The sequence below is a fragment of the Bacteroidales bacterium genome (assembly GCA_014860575.1).
In the GTDB taxonomy this organism is placed as follows: Bacteria; Bacteroidota; Bacteroidia; order Bacteroidales; family JAAYJT01; genus JAAYJT01.
On record JACZJK010000054.1, the window covers coordinates 50,254 to 72,528 of the forward strand.

11 protein-coding genes are annotated in these 22,275 nt (G+C 43.7%); 9 read left to right on the top strand and 2 right to left on the bottom strand.

Annotated elements, in window-relative coordinates; translation table 11 throughout:
• Positions 1-31 precede the first annotated feature (31 nt).
• From IH597_14585 to IH597_14600, 4 genes are all read left to right on the top strand, one after another.
• Positions 32-3,763, top strand: a complete 3,732-nt coding sequence (locus IH597_14585) for a T9SS type A sorting domain-containing protein (protein ID MBE0663679.1) — start codon at positions 32-34, stop codon at positions 3,761-3,763.
• 246 nt (positions 3,764-4,009) lie between these two features.
• A complete protein-coding gene (locus tag IH597_14590) occupies positions 4,010-6,346 on the top strand; it encodes a trypsin-like serine protease (GenBank protein ID MBE0663680.1) in 2,337 nt (778 codons plus the stop codon).
• An 81-nt stretch (positions 6,347-6,427) separates the two neighbouring features.
• The gene (locus IH597_14595; GenBank protein ID MBE0663681.1) at positions 6,428-9,169 is read left to right on the top strand and encodes an agmatine deiminase family protein; all 2,742 of its coding nucleotides are present in this window, start codon (positions 6,428-6,430) and stop codon (positions 9,167-9,169) included.
• Positions 9,170-9,616: 447 nt separating this feature from the next.
• Positions 9,617-13,753 (top strand): S8 family serine peptidase, encoded by a 4,137-nt coding sequence (locus tag IH597_14600; GenBank protein ID MBE0663682.1) that lies wholly within the window; start codon positions 9,617-9,619, stop codon positions 13,751-13,753.
• A gap of 186 nt (positions 13,754-13,939) precedes the next feature.
• Here the strand turns inward: IH597_14600 and IH597_14605 are convergent, their stop codons facing one another.
• Positions 13,940-15,205: a T9SS type A sorting domain-containing protein gene (locus IH597_14605; GenBank protein ID MBE0663683.1), complete on the bottom strand. Its 1,266-nt coding sequence runs from the start codon at positions 15,203-15,205 to the stop codon at positions 13,940-13,942.
• Between the two features lie 399 nt (positions 15,206-15,604).
• On the opposite strand from IH597_14605, the gene IH597_14610 reads away from it, so the two are divergent.
• The 5 genes from IH597_14610 to IH597_14630 all read left to right on the top strand — a co-directional run bounded on the left by IH597_14610 (position 15,605) and on the right by IH597_14630 (position 20,885).
• Positions 15,605-18,010: a T9SS type A sorting domain-containing protein gene (locus tag IH597_14610; protein MBE0663684.1), complete on the top strand. Its 2,406-nt coding sequence runs from the start codon at positions 15,605-15,607 to the stop codon at positions 18,008-18,010.
• A gap of 217 nt (positions 18,011-18,227) precedes the next feature.
• Complete coding sequence (locus tag IH597_14615) at positions 18,228-18,617, top strand: hypothetical protein (protein MBE0663685.1); 390 nt, start codon at positions 18,228-18,230, stop codon at positions 18,615-18,617.
• 92 nt (positions 18,618-18,709) lie between these two features.
• Entirely contained in the window at positions 18,710-20,119 is a 1,410-nt protein-coding gene (pyk, locus tag IH597_14620; protein MBE0663686.1) for a pyruvate kinase, read from the top strand.
• A 179-nt stretch (positions 20,120-20,298) separates the two neighbouring features.
• A complete protein-coding gene (locus IH597_14625) occupies positions 20,299-20,733 on the top strand; it encodes a hypothetical protein (GenBank protein MBE0663687.1) in 435 nt (144 codons plus the stop codon).
• A 2-nt stretch (positions 20,734-20,735) separates the two neighbouring features.
• Positions 20,736-20,885: a hypothetical protein gene (locus IH597_14630; GenBank protein ID MBE0663688.1), complete on the top strand. Its 150-nt coding sequence runs from the start codon at positions 20,736-20,738 to the stop codon at positions 20,883-20,885.
• Positions 20,886-21,024: 139 nt separating this feature from the next.
• Here IH597_14630 and IH597_14635 read toward each other — a convergent pair.
• Positions 21,025-22,275: aminoacyl-histidine dipeptidase (locus IH597_14635; GenBank protein MBE0663689.1), on the bottom strand; the 1,251-nt coding region annotated here is incomplete at its 5' end.

Here is a 22,275-nt window from a genome sequence, read left to right on the forward strand (position 1 = left end):
CGGTTTCTAATAACCCATCAAATTAAATTATATGATGCGAACTTTATCCCTCTGCGTTGTGTTGGCGCTATCCTTGTTTCACAACCTAATTTTCTCTCAGAACCCGATCAATCTTGTTTCTGGCAGCCAGGAAGAGGTTATACTAAATATTACCATTGATGAGTATAAATTGATTGAAGTGTTGACCCCCAAAGGCCCGGCGCAAATACTCACTGCAACTGACGCACATGCAATCACGAAGAAGGGAGCACCAGACCTTCCCAAGCTGGTTCGATCCATTATCATTCCGGACATGGATCAGATGGAGTTTGAAGTAACATCCAGTAAGTTCATTGAACTCAGCGGAATTGATATAGCACCATCGAAAGGGCAGTTCGACAGAAATCAGGATCCGGATTCAATTCCTTTTGTTTATGGCCCCTGGTATGAACGCGACGGTTTTTATCCAGGCAAACTTGCAAGGCTCAATGAGCCTTATATTTTGCGCGATTTCAGGGGGCAGGCCCTTGATATTTATCCGTTCCAATATAATCCCGGAACCAAAACCTTAAGGATATACACCGAACTTACCATCAGGGCATATTCAACCGGAAAAACGGGTGAAAATGTTTTAGTCCGGAACCGTTTGCAGGATAATGTTATCAGTGAGTTTCAAACGATTTATAACCGCCAGTTTATAAACTTCGGCGAAAATATGCGCTATACGCCTCTCGAGGAAGAAGGTCAGATGCTGATCATTTGCTACGATGCTTTCCAGAGCGCCATGCAACCTTTTGTGGAATGGAAGAATACAATAGGAATCCCAACCGAGATGGTAGCACTTTCTTCTGTTGGCACTACACCCGCTGCGATCAAATCTTACATAAGCAATTACTATAATGCCAATAATCTGGCGTATGTTTTACTGGTCGGCGATGCAGAACAGATTCCACCATATAACATCGGCCTTATCGAAGGTTACTCTGATAATGCCTATGGTTACCTGGCCGGTTCTGACAGGTACCAGGAAATTTTCGTTGGCAGGTTTTCGGCTCAGAATATTGCTCAGGTTCAAACCCAGGTTCAAAGAAGCCTGGAATATGAACAGGCTTTTGATCTCAGTAATGGTTGGTTGCATCACGGACTTGGCATTGCCCGCAATGAAGGTGCTGGTATGGGGCATAATGGCGGTGAAGCCGACTATGTGCACATGGATCTGATCAGAGGTAAACTCTTAAACTATACTTATGATGTAGTTTACCGAGAATATGATGGCAATGTGCCAGGCCTTGCAAATACTACTGCGGCGCTGATATCACAACGCATCAACGATGGTGTGGGCGTTATCAATTATTGCAATCACGGTTCTGTTACAGGTTGGAGTGTAGCAGGCTACAGCGCTACACACGTTAATGCATTGACCAATGCCGGAAAGCTGCCATTTATCTGGGCGGTTGCCTGTGTAAATGGGCAGTTTCAGGGGCAGACCTGTTTTGCCGAAACCTGGTTAAGGGCAACCAATAGTCAGAATGAACCCACAGGTGCTGTGGCGGTTTTTATGTCAACAATCAATCAGCCCTGGCACCCGCCAATGGATGCGCAGGACGAGTTTAATGATATCATGACAGAGTTATACACAAGCAATACCAAACGTAGTTACGGTGGTATATCCATTAACGGCGTGTATAAAATGCTGGATCTTAACCCCGATAGCTACGGCTATAAAACTGCTGAAACCTGGACCGTATTTGGCGATCCAACACTAAAAATCCGCACCGACAATGCCATAGCAATGAGTGTGAACCATGATCCTCATATTAGCTTCGGCTCAGGCGATTTTGAAATTGCCTGTGATGCAGATGATGCTTTTGCTGTTATCACACGAAATGGGGAAATTATGAGCACAGCGAGCGCAATTGCTGGCCTCATTAATATTTCAACTTCTGGACTTTCAATTGGTGACGAGGTTACCCTGGCCATCACTGCCTATAATCGCATCCCGTATATTACAGATCTTGATGTTATGACATCTGGTCCTTATGCCAATTTCATTGCCGATCCGATTGCCCCTGCCACTGGCGAAACCGTAGTTTTTTCGGATGCTTCGGGAGGTGGAGTCTTCACCATTTGGGAATGGAATTTTGGCGAAGGCGCTGTGCCTGCCACGGCAATCGGCCCGGGTCCGCACGAAGTAGTTTATAATACACCGGGAGGTAAAACGATTTCATTAACCGTTGATGGCTTATATTTCAGGGAAAAAGCGAATTATGTGCAGGTAAAGGATTGGTTCACCCTCTCGGTTGGTGTAAATGGTGCTGGTTCAGTTTCAGTTGATGGTATTCCATATACAGGAGCACTCACGTTGAAGGAAGGAAGTACAGTAAGCCTCCTTGCCATTGCAGATGTTTCTACAACTTTTACCGGTTGGTCAGGTGATGCCAACAGTACATCAAACCCTTATAATTTATTGATGAATGCCGATAAAAGCATTATCGCCGGTTTTTCATTCCTTGCTTCTGCAACTTATAGCGCTGGTGATATTTCTACTGATTTTTCATTTCAAAGCCTGCCAGGCGCATCATCCTGCCCGGGAACTTTAAGCATATCAATACCAACTGGTGCAATCATAACTGCGGTAGATGTTAGTTACTCGATGACAGCATTAAATTATGGGTATATGTCAGAGCAGTGTACTCAACTCAGATGCATTTCGACCGGTGGAGTGGCAGAAAGCGCTCTTGCCTGGGGTTCGGGAAACACAACAGGTACATTTAATTATAACCGTACTGGTTTGAGCATTGCAAATAACGTCACCGGAGGAGGTACAATACAGTTCCAGCTTCATGCAGGCAGAACCTGGGGCGGAACTGGTTGTAATACAACATACAACAAGGTTAACAACAATACCTGGACGATCAAGGTGTATTATTTACCTCCAGCTGTTGTGCCGGCTGTTGAAACAGTAGAGGCAACAGATATTCTGTCAACCTCTGCCCGGGTTGGTGGTAACATCATTTCCAACGGTGGTGCCCTTGTATCAGACAAGGGTGTTTACTGGAGCCTGGATCCAAACCCTGAAATCAGTGGATCCCAGTTTTCTTTAGGAAACGGCAATGGAGAATTTAGCGGTGTATTGAACAGCCTTGCCCCTAAAACAACGTATTATGTGAAAGCCTATGCTGTAAACAGTGCAGGAATGGCTTATGGACAACAGTTGGAGTTTACTACTGCCTTACCTACCGAACTTTACCTTGAAAATATAACTTTGTCCCAGTATCAAGCCGAATGTTTTGATGCAACACAAACAATCACACTGGCAGGAGCAGGAAGTGTTTTTCTTGTTGAAGCTGATGCTATCGCCGAAATAGTTGCAGGACAGAATATTGTTTTCCTGGAAGGCACATCGGTGAATGAAGGTGCTTATTTCCTTGCACGGATCGCAACCAATAATGATTATTGTGCGAACCCGGAAACCATGGTGATGACCAGGAATGATGAATCTGAAGTTGCCGGATTACACAACGAAATTATACCAGAATCTTCCAACTATAAAATATTTCCAAATCCCAGTAATGGAGCTTTTACCTTGGCTTTGCTTACTGAAGTCAAGCCGGAATTGGTTCCAGTTATCATATATAACCTGATGGGCGAACAAATTTTGCAAATAAGTGTAACTGGCAATGGTCATCATCACTTTGATCTGTCGCATTGGCCCAGGGGAGTTTATTTAATCAGAGTGATGATGGGTCGTGAAACTGGTTTTGAAAAGATCATCATCAGATAAACCCTTCCTATCTTTGATACTTCATTTCTAATTAATTGACAGTTTGCAAAAACAATTGTTGCCAGCGAACTGTTAAATCCCGAATTAAAAGATCATTCTTTCTGAAATCATCAGTGTCTGGATGGCATTGATTCATTTTCAGTTTTTAAAGCAATGGTTTACATCACTTCCTGCGGAGAAACACTTTTTGCCAATTAATTAAAAAATACTACCTCAATTCATTGAGGTTGCAAAATGCTGTAAGTAATGAAAACATCCTTTTACTCGATCTTTCTTTTAGCATCGCTGTTGATGTATGCTTCTATCCCGGCAAATGGACAGGGGTCAGACTACAAATCAATCTACCCAATAAGATCTTCAAACGGTTTTCATGACTCGTTTCCTCCAGGTGATTCCGTTGAAAGGGATCTGGAAGAGGAAAGCAAATTTATTGATAGCTTCTATGAAGATTTCGGTTGGCGTTCAGGCAGGATTGTTGGCGGAGGTGATGCAAATATTGAAGATTATCCCTGGCATGTGGCTCTTATATCCACTTCCGGGACGCAGTTTTGTGCTGGTACAGTTCTAGGCGAAAATTGGATACTCACCGCTGCGCATTGCGGAACCCCAAATCGCATCCGTGCCGGTGTTACCAACCGCACTGATCTTACAGGCCAGGACAGGTTCATTATACAAAAGATAAATCATCCCAATTACTCGCCTTATTCCAATGATGTATCTCTCATTCAATTAGCATCACCGCTGGATTTATCGGGTCCAAACGTAAAGGCAATTCCAATAATCACCCAGGCACATGCTGACGATGGCTATACCGATCCCGGAGTGATGGCTGTCATTACAGGTTGGGGAGCTTTATCCCAGGGTGGGCCGAGTTCCAATATTCTTCAGTTTGCTCAGCTACCCATTGTTTCCAACGAAGATGCCATGACAATAGGTGGTTACGCACCCGGGGCGATCACTGATGATATGCTTTGCGCTGGTTTTCTCGGAACCGGCGGCATTGATGCCTGCCAGGGTGATAGCGGTGGCCCGTTGGTGGTTGCTGATCCGGGAAGTGAATTGGGCTTCAGTGTGGCAGGTGTTACAAGTTGGGGGTTTGGCTGTGCTCAGCCTTTGTATCCGGGAGTGTGGGCCAGGGTTTCGTATTTTGAAGATTGGATTTCGATGCATACCGGCTTAAGCTGGGATGGGCCGGTTACATTGCCCAACCCCAACAGCATTTCGGCTGAATCAGCAGGGCTTGAATCCATTGAGATCAACTGGGTCAACAACCCGGATGATGACGATGTACTTCTTGTATGGTCTGATAGCTACCTCATCGGATCGCCTGAAGCAGGACAAACTTATAATGCTGGCGAAACTTTGCCAGGTGGCGGAACCGTTTTGTTCAGTGGCAGTGCAAACGCCTTTGTTCATTCGGGCTTGAGCCAGGCTACAAGGTATTATTATAAGATATGGGCGTGGTCAGAAGATCATGAATACTCAATAGGTAAAGTGGCTGCTGCTACAACTGATTGCCCGGTTTACACGCTTCCATTTACTGAAACATTTGAGGATAGTTCAGGTACACGCAATTGCTGGACACAGATCACAGAAACAGGAAACAAACGCTGGTCATTTGCAAGCGGTGCCGGCGGGGGCCAAATTTTAACTGCCCACAATGGTGACAAGAATGCCAGGTTCACAAGTACAAGTGGCGGTCCCTGGATCACAAAACTTGTATCTCCGGTTCTGAATTTCAATAACTACGAAAATATCATTCTCAGTTTCTGGTATGGACAGGAAAGCTGGTCGGGCGACCAGAATGAACTTATACTCTATTACCGGTCAGACCCTTCTGATCCATGGGTTCAGATTGGAGATGCCTTTATTGGAAATATAGCCCAATGGACTTTAGTGGAAAATATCATTCTTCCGAACCCATCCTCAACTTACCAGATCGCTTTCGAGGGAATTGACCTTTGGGGTCGCGCCAATGTACTTGATGATGTGCAGATCAACGGAACTTATACTGGTCCTCCGGCTGAAATCCTGCTACAGAATATTGAACTGAACATTGGTGATAGCGAATGCTATGCAGCATCGCAAACAATTTCAGTCGCCGGATCCGGTACAAGTTTTTTAATTGAAGATGGAGCAACAGCCACACTGGTTGCCGGGCATAATATCCTGCTTTTGGAAGGAACGTGGGTAAAGACTGGTGGCAGTTTCCATGCCCTGATTGACACGAACGGGGAATACTGCAACAACAATAAAAGCCTGCTTGCAGTATATGACCAGGTGGAAGGCGAACCGGTTCAAAATGATCTAAGCCGTGAAAAGATGGCAGGGCGCGATGAACCAATCTTTAATGTTTATCCCAATCCTACCAGCGGTCCATTGACCATCGAAATTTATGACCCATTGGGTATCCAGGGAACATCAGTGGAAGTTTTTGGGGCGATGGGCGAGAAAGTGTCTGACAATTTTATTTCAGACGTAAATCGGTTTACGTTCGATCTGGCAGGCAAACCAGCCGGTTTTTACATAGTTAAGGTCTTGCAGGGTACTCATGTAAGCTTAAAAAAAGTAATGAAATTTTAACTGACAATTGATAAAGTACATCATTGATTAGCTTGTTGTTTAAAGGATTAAAGTACTTTTGAAGCTTCTAAAACGCTTTGTATGTCCCTGCGCAAATTGATAGTTTTAACTGCTTTTCTCAATCTTTTTTACTTCGGAAAGTCTCAGGATATTAATCCATACGAGCAAAATCCGCTTCCCAAAGGCTTCACTTCCGAAGAGCTTACACGCAAAGCTGAGATTGGCCGCGATTTCGTTGCCACTGATCCGCCGCTTTCACCTGTAAGAAACATTGCCGAGTGGGAACGCAATGAGGCCGTTCTGATACGCTATCCGCTTGGGATTTCGCTTGCACTTGTGGCTGAAATGGCAAGCAACTGTAAAGTGATCACCATTGTGGCCAATCAAACAACCGAGAACCAGGCACGCTCCGCTTATCTGGGAGCCGGGGTTGATCTTGACAATTGTGTTTTTATTCATGCGCCTACCAACTCGTATTGGACAAGAGATTATGGACCCTGGTTTGTTGCCGATCAAAACCATCAGGTGGGCATAGTTGATTTTGTATATAACCGTCCTCGGCCGTACGATGATGAAATTCCTGTAATTGTTGCCGGATTCCTTAACATACCACTTTATGGCATGAGCCTGGTTCACACCGGAGGAAATTACATGACCGATGGTGTCGGTATTTCTGCTTCAACCGACCTTGTTATTGAGGAAAATGGAAATAACCAGCCTTATGTATTACAAATGATGTCCGATTACCTCGGCATCAATACTTATCACACTACCCTGGATCCACCCGCCAGTTCGATCCGTCATATTGATTGCTGGGGAAAGTTCCTGGCACCGGACAAAATACTTATAGCCCAGGTTCCAGAGTCAGACTCCCGTTATTGGGCCTACGAAGAGGTAGCAGAGTATTTCTCTCAACAATCCAGTTCGTATGGGACGCCATACAGGGTTTACCGTGTTTATACACCAAACAGGCAACCTTATACCAACTCGCTCATCCTGAATGAAAAAGTGCTGGTACCTGTAATGGGCACATCATGGGATGCCCAGGCTTTGGCTGCTTATGAAGCTGCCATGCCAGGTTATGAAGTTATTGGTTTTACAGGATCGTGGCTAAGCAGCGATGCGCTGCACTGCCGCACCAAAGAAATTGCTGACCGTGGTATGCTTTGTATCAGCCACATGCCAATACTGAACCAGCAGCCAGTTTTGCCCGGATATGAAGTTTCGGCTAATATAATTCCTTATAGTGGCGCTGGCCTTTATACGGATTCATTGCTCTTGATTTATCGCGTTAATGCCGGAGCCTGGGATACGATTCAACTGCTGAATGGTTCTGGTCACACTTATAGCGCATCAATTCCTTTTCTATTGAATGGAGGCCATGTTTCATATTATATTTTTGCTGCTGATTCATCAGGCCGCCGCGAAATGCACTCGTTCATGGGTTATCACGATCCTCATGTTTTTGAAGCAGGGGATAATCCAGAAGCTCCGTTTGATCCCCAGCCTCTGCACTTATCTGTTGATGTTCCGCTTGCCGGCGAACTGCAATGGCAGTTTGGGATCAATACCGATGCCTATCATCTTTTATTCGGGATGCAAGGCCAAATGGATACAGTAGTCAATAATGCCAATGCTGTGTTGGCAGGGGCATTCTCTTACCAGGGGCTTGACTCAAAAACTGCCTACACATGGCAGGTAATTGCTCTCAACACAGTTGCCGGGTTGGCCACAGAAGGTCCGGTATGGAGTTTCTCAACGGCATGTGCTGTCTTTATCCCTGATTTTTCTGAAACCTTTGACAATGCTTCATTTCCGGATTGCTGGGAGCAGGTCTTTTTGGGCGGGATCACATCCAACCGATGGAATGTAAACAATACAGCAAATGCCGGAGGTGCCGCTTATGAGATGCGTGCAGCTTATACCAATTCCACAGGCACATCGCGTCTTATTTTACCGGCAATCAACATGGCATGGCATGAAGATGTTACACTTTCATTCAGGCAATTTTACGACGACTATGGATCCGGATGTGTTTTGAAAATTCAGTCTAGTCTTGATAGGGTTAACTGGACTGATGAATCATGGAGTTATAACTCAGGAAATGGAAACATTCCTTCTACCCAAACGAGCGTTCCGATTGTGCATAACCTTGGGCCAACTACTTATCTGGCCTTTGTGATCGAAGGCAACCATTACCAGATTGATTACTGGTATATTGACAATGTAATGGTGAGTGGCACTTCTGTGATTCCGGTTACATTACTGGTTCAGGATATTAATGTACCTTCCGGTGCAGCGGATTGCTTTGCTGCATCACAAACAATATTTGTGGCCGGTGGAGGAACTACCTTTACTGTGAACCAGGGAGGCAATGCAATTTTAGCAGCCGGCCAAAATATAATTTTTCTTGATGGAACCTGGTTGGAATACGGCAGTTATATGAACGCTCACATTGAAAACAATGGCGACTATTGCAGCAACACCGAATATTTACTGGCTTCAGGTGAGGTAAATACTGATATACTTGATTTACTCAAGTCCGGCTCTGATCCGGATAGTATTGAACATGCAAAGTCATCGTTCTTTCAGGTATTTCCGAATCCAACAGAAGGTATTGTCAATATTCTGTTACTTGAAGTCTCAGAACCGGAACCGGTTTCAGTTGAAATATTCAATTCAATCGGCAATAAGATTTTCGATTCTGCTTTTCCGGTAAACAGCCATTTGGTACTAGACCTTTCTCCTTATCCCAGAGGGTTATATATGATTAAGGTCACAAGAAAAGATTATTCTGGGGTCAATAGAATAATTCGGAATTAGTTCTTTTTTTTATAAATATTTTACCCATTCATTAGCCGATACCGGAAAAGCATAAAAAAAGGTTTTTCTTGCTTTTCTTTCCGGGTTTTCTTTGAAATCATATTAGATTAATTATCAAAGAGGTGATTTAGTTAAAGTATGATATTTAAAATTAAGTTTGATGATATCGTATCACCTTTCTGCTTTTCCGGTATTAACTCCTATCAGAAGAGGAGTTTTATTTGAATATAGGGTTGGGCATACACGTTATGCCCGACTCTTTATTAAAATGTATATGCAAAACGACTGCTGATACTGATAATTAGGACTTTTCTCAGGGGGGAGGGGTAATAATCATTCATTTTATTTCATTCAGTTGGTCATGCGCATGAAGCTAATGCAGGCGTGCTTGCCTGAGTTTTGCCCTTTTTATATGGGCCAATGGAACTAAATATTAAACTAATGACTATGAAACAAATGATTAAAGTGGGTTTATTGCTACTTGCAGCTTGTGTAATGACAGGGCAATTGCTTTCGCAAGAAATTTATGAGGTAAAACGCGGAGAACGCCCGCCCATTAATGTAAGCAAACTATCGCCCGACGCATGGGAAGCTGGAAGGATCAAAATCAAGATTAAACCCGCTTTATATGAGAGTTTCAGTGAGAGGACGTTGAATTCAGGTGAAGCCGATTTTGTTACTACCGGACATGAAGAAATGGATGAACTGAACAAGGTTTACGGAATCAGGGAATACAAACCCCTGTTTGCTGCGCTTAACGAAGCAAATACCTTAAGTTCACAGCTTCAGGAACGTCACAAGGCATGGGGACTAAACCTTTGGTACGAACTCACCATGGATTCGCGGGCTGATGTTGCGGAAGCGGTTCGTCAGTTTTCGGCATTGGCTGACATTGAGTTTGCTGAACCGGAATATAAAAAGCAACTCGTTATTGATGATCCTGCTTTCGGTAAAAAAGAATCTGCGAACCCTGCCGGCGACAGTTTAATCATCCTGTGGTCGCCCAACGATCCCCAGTATTCAGCCCAGTGGCATTACAACAATACGGGGCAACAAGCCGGAACACCAGGAGCTGACATCAGCCTGCAGCAAGCCTGGGATGTGGAAAAAGGAAACAGCAATATAATTGTAGCAATTGTTGACGGTGGTATCCAGATCAATCACAGCGATATTGCTGCGAATATGTGGTCAGGAATCGGTTACAATTTTGTGAACAATACACCTACTCTTATTGCGCACAACCACGGCACCCACGTTGCCGGAACAGTGGCTGCAGTAAACAGCAATGGAGTTGGAGTTTCAGGTGTGGCCGGCGGTTCAGGCAGCGGCGACGGTGTCAGGTTGATGTCGTGCCAGGTCTTTACAGCTTCCAGCAGCGGAGGTTTTCATCTTGCACCAGTGTATGCTGCGGATAACGGTGCCTGCATTTCCCAGAATAGCTGGGGTTATACCTATGTTGGTGTATATGATGCTGCTATTCTTGACGCCATTGATTATTTCAACCTCCACGGAGGTGGAAATGTAATGGCTGGAGGAATCACCATTTTTGCCGCTGGCAACTCAAATGCTTCGGGCCAATGGTACCCGGGTTGTTATTCAGGGGCATTTTCAGTTGCAGCCACCTCCAATCAGGATAAAAAAGCCTGGTATTCAAATTACGACACATGGATTGATGTTTCAGCACCTGGTGGCGAAACCAATTCATTAAGCGCACGAGGCGTTTTAAGCACCCTTACCGGAAATACATATGGTTATTACCAGGGAACCTCGATGGCATGTCCGCATGTTTCGGGTGTTGCTGCCCTGATGGCATCTTATGCTAACAGGAATGGTCTCATGCTCACAAATGATGACATGAAGTACATTCTAAAAAACGCGACCGATGATCATTATGACGTCAATCCGAATTACATTGGAAAACTGGGTACCGGCAGGGTGAATGCTTTGAAGGCGCTGAACGAGGTTGCTGATATGATGGCCACAGTAATGAACCCTGTGTTCTTCAATGCTGATGCTTCAGGATCAAATCAGATTAATTTAACATGGCAAAAAAATCAACAGGTTGATGATGTCGTAGTTGCCTGGTCATATACTGATAATATTGGGGATCCCACAGAAGGTGAGACCTACCTCCCCGGCCAAGTGATACCTGGGGGAGGCGTGGTGCTATACCGTGGTGGCAACACCACTTTTCAGCATACCGACCTGACTGATGCAACTTATTACTATTACAAAATATGGTCAGTCAATGATTTGAACCAGTATTCCGCCGGCCGTTCAACTATGGAATCAACAGATTGCATGGTAGTTACTGAACTGCCTTTCCTGGAAGACTTTAATGCCGGCACAGAGTTGCCACCCTGTTGGGCAATTATTGATAACAAGTCATTGGGTCAGGTTTGGGAAATAGGAATATTCACTTTCAGAGTGATTGGAACAACAGGAAATGTTGCCTTCCTCAACAGTGATGGTTACGGACAGGGCAATACCCAGAACTCAGATATAATCTCACCCACCTTCGATTTTTCAGGATATACTGATGTTACTTTATCTTTCAAGCATTATTTCAGGCAATACAGCTCGGCATCGACGGCTAAACTTTCGTATAGTATTGACAATGGTTCAACCTGGCAGACCATACAAACATGGACCAGTACCATTCCAAATCCATCAACTTTTAATGAACAGATTGCTGCTGTTGACGGCCAACAGGCTGTTAAATTCAAATGGAACTTTACCGGCACATGGGCATATTACTGGAGCATTGATGATATAAGCGTTACCGGAATTTCTGAAGAAGTAGCCAATTTTATTGCCGATCCATTAATTTGCGAACCAGGTGATGCTGTGCTGTTCACCGATGCAACTACTGCTGGCCCTTATAGCACATGGCAATGGAATTTTGGCAATGGTGCTGTTCCTGCTTCGGCAACAGGTCAGGGTCCGCACCAGGTTGTATACAATACCTCGGGTCACAAAACAATTACTGTGCTGGTTGATGGGATCCACTTCAGGGAAAAATCAGATTATGTGTACGTGAAACAATTATATCCACTTAGCCTTAACTTTTCAGGAAACGGCAGTGTTGAAGTAGATGGAATTGCTTATACGGAACCAGTAAGCTTTCCAGAAGGCAGTATTGTGAGTTTGCAGGCAAATGCAGATGTTGGATCATCATTTTTCAGTTGGGACGGAGACCTGACGGGCAACACCAACCCGGTGAACCTATTAATGAACTCAGCTAAAACAGTAGCAGCAAACTTTCTGCAAACTGCAACAGCGACCTACACACTTGGTGATTTACCCACTGATGATGCTTTTATCACAACGAATGGTGCTTCAGCGTGCCCGGGTATGTTAGCTATTACCATTCCAGCAAACGCTGTCATTCTTGGTGTGGATGTGAGTTACCAGATGACTGCCCTGAATTCTTCCTGGATGTCGCAGCAGCGTTCGCAATTGCGTTGTGTTTCGCCTGGCGGAAACCAGGAAACGATGCTTCATGCCGGTTCAGGCAACAGTATTGGAACATTTTCTTACAACCGCCAGGGACTTGATATTGCCAACGAGGTAAGCGGTGGTGGCAATATTCTATTTGAATTGCATGCCGGCCGAACCCAAAGTTCATCTGGATATGCAGGTTGTCAAACCTATAACAACAAGGTTAATAACAATACCTGGACGGTTACGGTTCATTATCAGCCCAACCCAAGCTTGCCGATTGTTGAAACATTGCCATTGAGCGATATATTAGGAACATCGGCGGTGGGCGCTGGAAATGTAATCTCAGAAGGAGGATTTACAGTGACTGAACGTGGCTTTTATTGGGGAACCCAATCCAAACCTGAAGTCACAGGTTTTAAACTGCAGGCTGGCAGCGGATTTGGATCTTACACCCACACCATTGATAATCTCCTTGCCAAAACACTTTATTATGTTAAAGCCTATGCCACCAATAATGCCGGTACATCGTATGGTTCAGAAATAGCTTTTTATACGACCCCACCCGCCGATGTGATTTTAGGCAACCTGGTGATTTCTTCTGCCCTCGACACATGCATGGATGCAACTCATACAATTACAGTTGCCGGTGGTGGCACAGTTTTTACCGTGAATTCAGGTGGAAGTGTGAACCTTGTTGCAGGCCAGAATATCATATTCTTTGATGGAACCCAGATCAGCAGCGGTGGCTATTTACGCGCTTACATTGATACAACCGGTGAATACTGTAATAACCCCCAAACAATGCTTGCTGCCGATGACGAAACTGAGTTTATCTCTCAGTCAGAAAAATCTGATCCGGCGCTAAAGGAAGGGTTAAACTCATCGGACATCCAAACACCATTCTATTCGGTCTATCCAAATCCTACATCCGGAATCCTGAAAATTGATTTATCTGAAGTTTCGGAATCGGAGAATATTTTTATAGAAGTTTTCGGGATGATGGGCGAAAGAATATCCAGCGAAATAATTTCAGGTTCACAGAATTACGAACTCAATCTGACTCCACATCCTGCCGGGGTTTACATTGTAAGAATATTGCAAGGCCAAAGGATGGGAGTGGAAAGAATCATCAAGCGGTAGTTTTCCATACTGATGAAGCAGGCTGACGTGGGAGCGATGAGAATTTTCTTATCACTCCCACGCCTTGTGCTTTTATATTAGGGAAGCCCTTTGTATTATTTATTGGGATGCCGGTTTCGACAGAATTACCTTGGATTGTGTTTTGATCCCCGAATTTGCCTTCACAAAATGAGCGAGTGCATTCAATTAATACTTAATAAACAACTGCCGATGATTTCTATGCTGTAACTGAAATTCGGCAATATAAATACCTGAAGCAAAATGGCTAAGGTCGAAGTTATACGTTTTCTGCGCTGTATCAATTGATGCAGAAAGCCAACTATTACCAGCTATATCGTAAATAATTACGGGAATATTTTCATGTTGAAAAAAAGCTTCCGGAAACTCTACGAATAAAAAATCATGTACGGGATTGGGAAATAATTTCGATATCAGACTGGTTTTTTCACTATCGGGCTCAAAAACAGAAACCAATGGATTGATACTGCGGGATAATTTAGTGTTGAATGCATAAATGTATGAGTTAATATCAATAGTAAGCCCATTGATTATTCCTAAAACCAACCCATCGGTTATCATTTCAAAAGTTAGTCCATTATCCAACGAACGAATAACCCCGTTAGGCCCATGACTTCCCAGGTAAATGTGATCAATACTGCTTATTGCAACGTCGGTAATATTAGGGCCATCAAGAAGCTTAGTCCACTCCTCCTCTCCATTTCGTAATACATGTAAACCCGGCACTCCCCCCCAAGCCCCGGCAAAAAGATCGTTTTGGCTATTGATGGCCAAAGAACTTAACATGTGGTTGAATAAACCGCTTAACTCCCAGGTAGCGCCATCATCTTCAGATTTATACACACCGCCAGAATCCGGAAAGTAACCTTGTAAACATAAATATATTATGCCGGATTTTGTGATGGCTATGTCTTTTACATATTGTACGGTAAATGTAGGAGGTTGATCATAAAAAATTGTATCCCAATTTAATCCACCATCTTCAGACTTTAGTACCAATGGGCCGTTTCCAACCCAAAGACTCACATACAAAGTATCCGCACCCCTGGATTTTATTTTTATGACATTTAGGTTAGTTGGTATAGGAAGTTCCTTCCAGGTAACACCATTGTCATAAGATGCATAAAGTGGATGAAAGGCGTGATTAGTTCCGGCGTAAATCGTACCCTGGTTATTTATTTCAAGAGACAATACTCCAAAATCATCCATATTAAGCACAAACTCCCAATTCAAACCACCATCTATCGAGCGGTAAACCCCACCAATAGTGTTATTACTACCCGCACCTATAAAAATATGACCCTGATTATTTACAGCGATACTTTTAACATGCGCTGTATCCGGAAAAGGCAAAGTTTCCCAGAAATCCTGCGCATACAGGCGTGGGAAAAGAAATAGCAGAATTACAAAAAAAAAAGTAAGAGTTTGTTTCATGGTGTGATGGTGTTTTTTAAGGCGTTACGGGCTTGTAAATATACGCTATAAAACAATGCCTGATACAAAATCTATCTCGCTGTAATCGGCAATACGATTATTCGTTCCACATGAATAATACGGTTAACACCCTAATTAAAAGACAGTACTGGCAGCCGGGCAAACCATATAGAAGTATAAAAAGCCTGATGCACATTGAACCTATTGCAGGTTTGTATGTTTTTCATCATTCAGTTATTGATGCTATAAGCTTCCCTTTAAATATAAATGGGATTTCCTGTTTTTTTAGTCTGTGAAAGGAAATTGAGATTTACAGCTTATATTTGTACAGTTACGTCGCACGACCGATGGAAATAGCGAAAATGAATTAGTATTTGTTTCCCCAACAAATTCAAACCTATGAGAAATGTGAAATTTGCAAAGTATTTTTTATTAATGGCATGTGTATTTACGGCTTCTCTTGCTGCCACTTCTGCTGATACTTTTTTTTGGTTCCAGCAGGATGAAAATGATGTTTCTTTCTCAGACCCGAACGGATCTGCGCTGGTTTGTACTCAGGAATATCCTGTAACTTCCGCTACAGACGATGTAGGAAAGAGTAGAGAAAAAATGCATTTGTTCCGGTTTAAACGAACAACAGATTATCAACCTTCCGGACCCAATGAAGGCATCAGAGAACGCGGAACTACGGTTTACAGTGAGGGTTTTGAGCCTAAAAATACTGACGGAGAACTTCCTGTGGGTTGGGAAATCAAACGCAATACATTGGTTGATGGTGGATTAAATGGTAATAACCTCGTAACCGCTGTAAGTCCTTTCTGGTTCAGAGGTTCAATTGATCATCTCTTTGGTGATGATTGGGTGGTTTACGTCAGAACCGGCGAGGCATCATTGGGAATCAGTTTTTTTGCCGATGATTTTACCTGGGCTATTACGCCCGAAATTATTCTTCCTGAAGATGATTTGATAGAGCTTTCCTTTTGGAAGTGGTTTTATAACGCAGATACAATTATTACCCATTTTCATCTGAATATTTTTTCGGACGATGCCTGGACTACATTGGAATCCTGGATGGGGGAACCCAACAACCTGTTTGACTCACTGATTCTCGTTAATCTATCAGCTTACGCTGGTAAAACTATCAGATTAGGATTTGTGTATGAATATACTGATGGCTATGAAATGGCCGTTGATGATATTCTGATCACAGCAGATAGTGATGATTTTATTACATGGACAGGCAATTTATCCACTGACTGGAACTTAGCAGGTAATTGGAACAATGGAGTCCCATCCGCAACTGACGATGTAGTTATTCCGGGAGGGCTAACCAATTATCCCATTATTACCGGCAATGATATCTGTAACAATCTTACGATTTCTGAAAATGCCTCCGTTGTAATCGCAACCGCAGGTAAACTTACTGTTAATGGTGTGTTGAGCAATATGGCTGGCACAAGTGGCCTGACCCTGAAATCAGATGAACTCAATGCCGATGCATCCCTGATTCACTATTCCACGGGTGTTGAAGCTACAGTTGAACGCTATATCAACGGTGCTTCCTACGCATGGCATCAGCTTTCATCTCCCGTTGAACAGCAGCAAATTGTACCTGATTTTCATGAAGCCGCTGACAGGCTCTTTGCCTGGCATGAACCTGCCCAGGTATGGGTAAGTGTGAGCAGTACTGTTGTATGGCCAACCTGGAACGATGCCAACCCGGGTGATGATTTTATACCCGGCAAAGGGTACCTTGTTGGCTATCCGCACAATTTTGAAAAATCAAATCCTACCAAAGTTTTTGAAGGCGTTCTGAACCAGGGCGAAGTCAGTGTTGGAATTAGCCGGCAGGCGCATCCCGATGATGCTTTTACAGGATTTAACCTGGTTGGGAACCCATATCCTTCGGCCATTGACTGGGATGCAGTTTCAGGATGGGGCAGATCTGGCCTGGAATATGATAATGGCTACACATACTGGCTCTGGAATGATGCAATTGGCAACTACGGAGTTTATATCAATGGTGGCCCGGGAACCAACGGTGCGACCCAATATATTGCGCCTATGCAGGGTTTTTGGGTTCGCGCAGAAGAAACCGGCTTATTGACAATGAATGATAGCGTGCGTGTGCATGCTTCGCAAACCTGGCTTAAGAATGATCCTGCCGGAATGTTGCGGCTTTCAGTCACCGGCACGGCAAATAATTACAAAGATGAAGCGGCAATAAAGTTCGATCCCGATCATACTGGCGGTGGAGTTACTAAATTGTTAAGCCTTTATCCAAATGCACCCAATATCTATTTCCCTCGTGAGGGTAAAAATTATAGTATCAGTCTGTTAAATTCTCCTGAATCTGAGCAGATCGTTTCTGTTAATTTTAAAGCTGGAACAACAGGTTTGCACACGCTTAAGTTGAGCGCGGATAAAACACACGGCCAGGTAATTCTTGAGGATATAAAAGAAGGCGTTTTTCATGATTTCGGAGTTTTTGGTGATTATGTCTTCAGTGCTACAACCAGCGATGATGAAAATCGTTTTTTACTCCATTTTATGCTCCTTGGGATCGAAGCTGTACATGATATGAACTTCCAGTTCAGCTATAATTCAGGAAGCCTCTTTTTCCACAACCCTTTTAATTCGAAATCTCAACTTGCTATTTATGATATCAGCGGGCGCATCATTAAACATCATGAAATCAGCTCAAAAGGCATGCATCAAATTGATATCACGCTTTCTCCGGGAATCTACCTGGTTCGTATTGCAGAAGCAAATACTAATATTACCGGCAAACTCGTAGTGTATTAAATCATTCTTGAATTGTTTGCTCTTCGTTGCTGCAATAATTTTTGAAATCCTCATCAAAGCAAGAAGTATTTCTCACCCAAATCAACCTGATCCTTTAACAGAGAGGTAGAAGCAAAAGAAATTTGATAAGAAAGGTTCTTAAAATTATCACATCGCAATATTTTATTAAATTGCGTGTTATAATCTTGTATCTTAACTAATCTTTAATACAAATCCTATGAAATTTAAATTTTTAGACGCAAAGCAGTTTGCATCGAACCTAAGGTGTACCGTACAGGGGAACGGGAAACTTAACTTCTCGGCTTCGGCCATTAGTATTTTAGGTTTGAACAACAAAAAGAGTGTGAAATTTGCTATGAATGAAGATGCTAAAGGAGTGGAGGAACTTTTCATCATCATTCAGGACAAAATCACCGACGATGCCTTTAAAGTAAACAAGGCAGGAAATTATTTCTATTTGAACGCCAAGGCTTTGTTTGATAGCCTGGGTGTAGATTACAAATCACATTCTGTTGTTTTTGACATTTCAAAAACCGACGAAGTGATTGAAGGATTACCACTTTACAGACTCAGCAGGCGCAAAGGAAAAACCAGGAAATCTAAGTAATCTCCGGTTTTTAACACCGTAATGCCTTAAACCGGATTGGGACATTTACCTTTGCAGTAACAAGCCCAATCCGGTTTTTTAATTCTGTTTTTATGGAAACCAAATTAACCAAAATCATCGCCACCCTATCCGATAAGCGCAGCAGCGTTGAATTTATCCAGTTGCTTTTCGATGCGGGAATGGATGCCGTAAGAGTGAATACAGCCCACCAGAGTCCGGAAACCCTCAGGGAAATGGTTGGCCGTATCAGGACAGTCAGCAATAAAATTCCTCTTATTGTTGATACCAAAGGGCCGGAAATAAGAACCTCGGCGTTGGGTGACGACATAGCGCTTAACAAAGGCGACGCTATCCGTCTTCAGGGACCCGGAAATTCCGGGAATGGCGTACTTTGCGTTTCATACAATGGCATTGTAGCAAGCCTTGAACCTGGAAAAATTGTGATGATTGATGATGGCGATATTGCGCTTGTGGTTAAACATAAACAAACTACCTACCTCGAATGTGAAGCCTTAAATGAAGGGATCATCCAAAAGCGAAAAAGCGTAAACCTGCCCGGTGTTAAAATTGAGCTTCCTTCGCTGAATGAGCGGGATATTGAATTTATCAATCTGGCAATTGAACTAGATCTGGAGTTTATTGCACATTCATTTGTAAGGAACAAAGCCGATGTGATTGCCATCCAGAATATCCTTGACCAAAATAATAGCAAGATAAAAATTATCGCCAAAATTGAGAACCAACAGGGAGTTGATAATATTGACGAAATCCTGCCCCATGTATATGGCGTTATGGTTGCCCGCGGCGATCTGGCCATTGAAATACCGGCCGAAAGGATTCCGGTCATCCAGCGCAACATCGTTGAAAAGTGCATTAATAACCGCAAAATAGTGATTGTGGCTACACAAATGCTTCACTCAATGATCAGCCATCCGAGGCCTACACGCGCAGAGGTCACTGATATAGCAAATGCAGTTTTTACAGGAACCGATGCAATCATGCTCAGTGGCGAAACCGCTTATGGCGCTTATCCTTTAGAGTCGGTTCAAATAATGTCACGTACTGCAATGGCCGCCGAAGCAAGCACCGATTATACCGAGAACCGGCACATTATGCCACACGACAATGAAATTTCCGGTTTCCTGGCAAAGACATCAGTCCGCGCAGTTTCTCGTTTGAACGCAAAGGCAATCATTGCCGATACTGACACCGGCAAAACAGCAGGATACCTTTCTGCATTTCGTGGAACCTGCCCGATTTATATGCAGTGTTACGACTCACGCGTAATGCGAGAACTTGCCTTGGTTTACGCAGTTTACGCCGATTTTATAAACGTTGAAACTTCGAAGAAACAATTTATACAGCACACACTTGCACGTTTGATCCAAAAGGAAGCTATCCTAACGAACGACCTTGTGGTTGTACTGGCCGGTAATTTTGGCAAAAAAGTTGGGCCTTCATTTGTAGAAGTCAGCACCGCAAGTAATCTGATGATACCTTAGGGATGAGAAGGGGAGAGAGTGGGAAGATGAGAGTGTGAGACATAGAGACTAAGGGACTGAGAGACATAGGGAATAGGGAGATTTGGAGAATTGGAGAGTGGGTAAACCTGGAACCCGAAACCTTGCACTTGAAATTTTGAACCCGGAACGCCAATCGTTGAACTTTGAACCTTGAACTTATGAACACTTCTAAACATTTCTTTTTTCTGATCCTCCTGGTCTGGATTCTTGCGCCTTCAGCGTTGAACGCCCAGGGATCAGACAATGACGAAGAGCCCAAACGCTGGTTTGTTGGTGGCAATGTTGGCTTGCAGTTTGGTTATGTAACACTCATTGATGTTTCACCGATGGTGGGGTATATGCTTACCGACAGATTTGCTCTTGGAACCGGGCTTACATACAAGTATTACCGCATTCGTGAATTTTTTTTGATCCTTACCAAAACCAATGGAAGAGATTTCAGAGCCACATTTATGGAGGACCAGTATTTGCAAGGTATTACATTGCGAGGCAGTTTTTTGCCCACACAGAATATGAATATCTGCGCTTCCGGAATGAAGTGTATGTGCAAAACCCATCCGGTCAAAAATACGACAGGCAATATCAGCATGTGAATATGCACAGCATGTTCGTTGGCGGAGGCTATCGCCAGTTTTTCGGATCAGGAAATGCTTTTGAAATAATGCTTTTATGGAACCTGAACGAGACACCGGACTCGCCTTACAACAATCCTGTTATCAGGATGGGCGTTGCACTCGGACTTTAACACAAAGCAATAGCTGTAGCATCCATTACTAAATCCGCGCAAATCCTTTCAATCTGCGTCATCCGCGTTCTATATTCGTGAACTATATTGATTCTTAATCTGCGCTAATCCGTCTAATCTGCGTCTTCAGCGTTCCATTCTACTCTTCCGGGATATTCGCCAAAATCTCAAGCGTCAGATCCCAGAATTTTGTAACGGTTTCAATGTGCAGTCTTTCATCGGGTGAGTGTGCGCCTTTGATGGTGGGCCCGTATGAGATCATGTCCATGCCAGGATACTTTTCACCAATTACCCCGCACTCAAGGCCGGCATGAATGGCAAGTACCTTTGGTTCGGTTCGGAAAAGCTTAATGTAAGCCTCCTTTGAAATTTCAAGAATTTCCGAGTCTGGGTTGGGTGTCCATCCCGGGTAGCCGTCAGAATGTTCAATTTTTGCCCCAGCCATCGTGAAGACACATCCAACCATATCAGCCGCGCAGGCTTTGGCGCTTTCAAGCGAACTGCGCTGGCTGGTGCTGATAAGTATCTTGTTTTCACTCATTTTCACCGATGCCAGGTTGGTGCTTGTTTCCACGAAATTTGGGATTTCGCGCGACATGGCCAGCACACCATGTGGACAGGCGTACAATGCATTGAGCAGTTTTTCCTGTGTTGAAATATCTATCAGATGTGAAGGAAGATCAGTTGGTTTCGTACGTATTGTCAGATTCGGCTCGGCAGACCTGTATTCATGCCTGATGGCAGCCTGCATTTCTTCAACATAAGCTGTGAATTCTTCCTTGAAACGCCTTGGAATTACAACAATAGCAGCGGCTTCTCTCGTAATGGCGTTTCGCAGGTTTCCACCTTCGAAATGCGAAATCCGGAGATCAAACTTTTTATTAGAATTCCAGAGGATACGGTTGAGCATCTTCACAGCATTGCCCAATCCTTTGTTAATATCATCACCTGAATGGCCTCCTTTCAGCCCGCTTACCTTTACAGTATAGGCCAGGGCATCATAACCGACCGGAACCCTCGAAAATGTGATCGTTGCAACAGTATCCTTGCCACCTGCACAACCAATAAAAATCTCTCCTTCATCTTCTGAATCAAGGTTCAGCAAGATGTTACCTTTGAGGAAGCCAGGTTGCAGGCCAAAAGCTCCCGTCAGCCCTGTTTCCTCATCAACGGTAAACAGGCACTCAATGCGACCGTGCGGAATATCATCTGCAGCAAGTATGGCCAATTGTGCGGCAATACCAATACCATCATCAGCGCCAAGTGTTGTGCCACGTGCTTTCACCCACTCGCCTTCAATAAAAGGCCGGATTGGGTCAGCAGAAAAATCATGATCGGTTTCGCTGTTTTTTTCGCCAACCATATCAATATGGCTTTGAAGCACAACGGT